This window comes from Kitasatospora griseola, assembly GCF_014648555.1.
In the GTDB taxonomy this organism is placed as follows: domain Bacteria; phylum Actinomycetota; class Actinomycetes; order Streptomycetales; family Streptomycetaceae; genus Kitasatospora; species Kitasatospora griseola.
In genome coordinates, this window is sequence record NZ_BMRI01000070.1 from 1 (window position 1) to 4143 (window position 4143).

General features: G+C 70.1%; 4 protein-coding genes. All 4 read right to left on the minus strand.

The window, feature by feature from the left end:
• Nucleotides 1-57: 57 nt before the first annotated feature.
• The 4 genes from IEZ12_RS36580 to IEZ12_RS36595 all read right to left on the minus strand — a co-directional run bounded on the left by IEZ12_RS36580 (nucleotide 58) and on the right by IEZ12_RS36595 (nucleotide 3501).
• Nucleotides 58-1626, minus strand: a complete 1569-nt coding sequence (locus IEZ12_RS36580; RefSeq protein WP_189278633.1) for a pentapeptide repeat-containing protein — start codon at nucleotides 1624-1626, stop codon at nucleotides 58-60.
• A 320-nt stretch (nucleotides 1627-1946) separates the two neighbouring features.
• Nucleotides 1947-2273, minus strand: coding sequence for a hypothetical protein (locus IEZ12_RS36585; RefSeq protein WP_189278635.1), 327 nt, complete (start codon nucleotides 2271-2273; stop codon nucleotides 1947-1949).
• Entirely contained in the window at nucleotides 2270-3112 is an 843-nt protein-coding gene (locus tag IEZ12_RS39855) for a hypothetical protein (RefSeq protein WP_229848683.1), read from the minus strand. The genes IEZ12_RS36585 and IEZ12_RS39855 overlap by 4 nt, the downstream gene beginning before the upstream one ends.
• 104 nt (nucleotides 3113-3216) lie before the next feature.
• Entirely contained in the window at nucleotides 3217-3501 is a 285-nt protein-coding gene (locus IEZ12_RS36595) for a type II toxin-antitoxin system RelE family toxin (protein WP_189278637.1), read from the minus strand.
• Nucleotides 3502-4143: the final 642 nt, after the last annotated feature.

The window sequence follows — 4143 nt, forward strand, 5'->3', positions numbered from 1 at the left end:
ACGACGCTCCGCCGACAGCACCTGCACACCCAGACCAACGCCGCCCAGCCCACAGGGTTACGAGACAGCCTTTAGCCAGCCCACGGCGCGGAAGGCTCGCAAACCGTAGCCGGAGACAAGCCAGTACGCCCACAACAGTGCACGTTCCGAGAACGGGGTCTCTGCCCGGTCGTGTCGGCGCATCTCCATCTCACCGTAGTAGAAATCTGCAGCGCCGGGCTCGTTTTTGCTGTCCTCGAACGCCTTACGCAGCTGCCGGTAGATTGCGGCCAGGTGTGCCGGACTCAACGCTGGACCGTCCTGGCTCCAGCTACGCGGCAGGTCAGGTTTTCTGTCGTCGGACTGCTTGGGCAGGTGGGACTTCTCAAGCTCAGCCAGCCAGCGGGGATCCAGCCAGTGGGGTTCCTCGGCAAGCGTGCGTCGGCGGCTCCACCGGTAGAGCCAGCTCCTGAACGAGCTCCAGCGCCACCGTTTTTCGGACTGTTCAACCTCGTCGGTCTGTTCAGCCCGCCAGTGGTGTTCCTCGACCAGCGTGCGTCGGCGGCTCCACCGGTAGAGCCAGCTCTTGTACCAGCTCCAGCGCCAGTGGAAGCCTGCGGGTGTGCGAGCGAAGGTGCACTGGCCTTCCAAGCGGACTTGGTCCAGGTGGAACGCTCCCGAGAAGACACAGGACGTCAGGTCGACGTCGGTCAGAACTAGGTGGGCCGCATCCACCCCTCGCACAGAGGCGACCCGCACAGTGGACTGGCGGTCAAGGTGCTCGGTCAGTGACGCGTCCAGTGATCCCTCGTCGCGCCACGGTGTCTCATCGAGCCACGTCTTGGGGATTTCGAAATGGGTGGGGTGAGCGGTAATGGCTACGGGGGCGGACAGCACGGCATCAGTCAGATCCACCGTCGCGTAGCGCAGGTGCAGGGCCGCCGTCGACCTCCACTGCGTCCGCACGCAGTGCACCTCGTCCGCCGCGATCTCCATCGTTACCGGCGCCTCGAAGACCGCGCCGGACAGGTCAATCTCATCGAAAGACATCAGCGGTCCGAAAATCGGCGGCTTGGTGAACCGGGCTGCGCTGAAGTGCGCGTTGCCGGCGAACGTCACCCCTTTGAAGGTGGTGTAGCCGTCGAACATTACCCTCGCGAACGACGCGGGGGACTCTGTGAACGTGGCCTTCGCAAACCAAGCAACGCTAGTGAATGTCGCATCGTCGAACACGACCTCCTTGAAGGTCGTCTGCCTGAAAATGGCGTCGCCCTTGAACATCACGCCGAGGAATCCGGCGATGCCGGTGAACGTTGCCAAACTGAACACGGCATCACCGCTGAACGTCGCCTGATCGAACAGGGCCTGACCCAACAGAGGAGGTCCGCCGGCATGGTCTCGGAGAGCATCGAGGAGCGCGTTGAGGAGGGGGGTGGTGAAGGGGGTGCCGCGATGGTCGATGTCGTCACCAGTGGCCAGTCCCTCGAAATAGGCGGCGCGACCAGGATCAGACAGGTGGGCCAGGCAGGCGACATGACCGGGGACGCGGGCACCACGGCAGCCGACCGGGTCGTCCGGGCGGTGGGCGCCGTACCCACAGTGCGGCCAGTCGGGCGGCTGCGGCGTTGGTGCGGGCGGCGTACTCATGGCCCGGAGACCGTCCGGTGCGTCATGGCATCCATCGTCGTCCGCTCATACGACTTCGGCGGCGTCCGGCGGCGGCCTGGCGCGCGGGTTCACCCTCCCGGCAGCCGTCGGAGAGGGAAGGTAATGACGGTTATCCCTTCCTGGCGGCAAGATCCAGGCCGAATCCGCCCCATGAGTCCGGGCGGTCAAACTCGCCTGGCAAACGGTCAAGATCGCCTGTCAGAGGACAACGGCGCCCGCCGGTGATGGCCCGGATTGTGCGTTTCGGGTCCGGCGGGCACTGGCAGCAGCGTAGCGGGTGCGGGCCTGGCGGCCCGGCTCTACAGCGCGGGGTGCGGCGGGTCTTCGGGGACGACGGCTGCGATCCGTACGGTCGGCGGCCAAGGCGGGGCGGGGGCGTAGGCGTGCACGACGTTGAGCGCGGGCCGGCCTTCGGCCCGGTCGCCCTCGATCCGGGTGGAGTACAGCTCGACCTGCTGGCCGCCCTCGGTGACGGTGCGGATCGGGCGGCCGAGCCGCGGCCGGTGTTCGAGTTCGGCGCGCAGCGCTTCCAGTGCCTCGGTGGCGCCGAGCTCCTTGGCGCGCTGGGCGGCGCGGTCGGTGACCACGGCGACCGCCGGGTCCGGCTGCTGGTGCTGGTCGGTCACTCGGCGCCCTGCCGCGCCAGCAGGTCGGCGACGGCCTGGTCGACGGCGTCGGATGTCTCCGGGTCGGCGGCGAGCAGCACGCGGCCGCGGTAGGCGGCGACGATCTCCGCGACGGCGACCAGGTCCACGACGGCGGGGACCTGGTCGACCTGGTCGAGCCGGTCCATCGGCACGCGGCGCAGCAGCTGTTCGGCGAGTTCGGCATCCAGGCGCTCGGCGTCGCCGGGGTAGCCGTGGCCAGCGCGCAGCGCGGCCCGCAGTTCCTGCACCGTGTTCATCGGCGGCAGCCCGAAGCGGCCGCCGCCGTGCCCGTGTTCGGCGGGCTGGGCGCTCATCCCCACCAACTCCTCTCTCTGTCGGCATGTCCCGGCGCCGGGCCGGGCCCTTGTGGTGTCGACGGTATCCGCCCGGGCCGCCGCTGTGGGGCCGCGCCCGCAACTCCGTGCCCGGCTACCGCTCTCGTGCGGGCAGCGGGTGGCCGGGACGGTCATCGGCGTGGCTCCCAACAACTCGACCCCGGCACCGGTCAGGTCCTCCACTCTGCCGCGCACCACGTAGCCGACCCCGGCCGGCAGTCCGAGCTCCTCGGCCTGGCCGTCGGTCAGCCGGACCCGTACCTGGCCGTGGGGCTCCACGATCAACCCGGCCACCATGTGCTCGCCCTCCGGCTCCGGGAGCTCGGTGACGGTCAGCTCGGACTCCCCGCCCGAGCTGAGGAACCGGCGCCAGTGCATCCGGACGCTCTCCTCGGCGTCGCCCGGCGGGTACCGGTCGTACGGAAGCCGCCGGGGAACCCGCACCAGATACGTCTCCCCGACCCGCACTTCGACCGTCCTCACTGCGGCCACCTCCTCGCCGTGCCGTCTCCTTCCAGCATCGCCCCGAGGTGCCGCGCCACCGACCGCACAGTTGTGCGATCACCCGCACTGGGGCCGGGCCCGGCCTACGGGTGCGGGCCGATGCGCACCACCTCGATCGTGTCGCGGCCGGTCCAGGTCCAGTGGATGCGCCAGCCGCTGCCGGCGCCGACGCGCGAGCCGTAGATGTGATCGCCGAGGTGGCCGGGCAGCGCGTGGTGGCGGTGGGTGCGCAGGCCGGGATGGCGCGGGTCGGCGGCCAGGCGCTGCAGTGCGCAGCGGATGTGGTGGTGCAGGGTGCGGTCGGCGCGGGGACGGTCGAGGCGTTGGAGGGTGCGGGTGGCGGCCGGGGTGTAGGTGACGGTGGGCACGGCGGGTCCCCTTCTGTCTGCAGGCATGCGAAAGGGCCCGCCACCGGTGGGTGACTGGCCCTTATTCCTTGGCAGGGTGGTTACTGGTCGCTCGTGGCTATCTGTTCGGGGTCGAGGGCGATGAGATGCAGCAGGTGGAGAAGACGGTCGGCGGTGCCGGGCACGGAGCTTGCCGTCGAGGCCGACGTCGGCGCGCCACAGGGCGGCCGCGTCGTACGGGACGGGGGTGCGCCCCGGGGCGACGACCGGGTTGGCGTCCGGGCCGGTGCGGCGCAGCGCGGTGTGGAGCGGGGCGGGTTGTTCGGCGGGGCGCCACCGGACGACGGGGGTGCGGTCGGCGAGCACGTCGCGCAACGTGGCCTTCTGCCAAGCGGGCTACGGCCGTTTCCTGCACCACCGCCCGGAGGGCGCCGCATTCCCCGGCACCGCCGCGATGCGCAAGCAACTAGTCAGCGGCCGCTGCGCGGGGCGGTCACTGCGGTCACGGGTTGTCACATCCGCGTCACGACCTTCTCCTGTGGACCGTCAACTGCGTACGCTGCGAGGAGAGTTGCTGCAGTCCACCCCATCGGAGGGGAAGACGGGAGGGGTGCGTGGTCACGGGGGGAGATGTTCTCGACGGCCGCTACGAGCTGCTGGCCC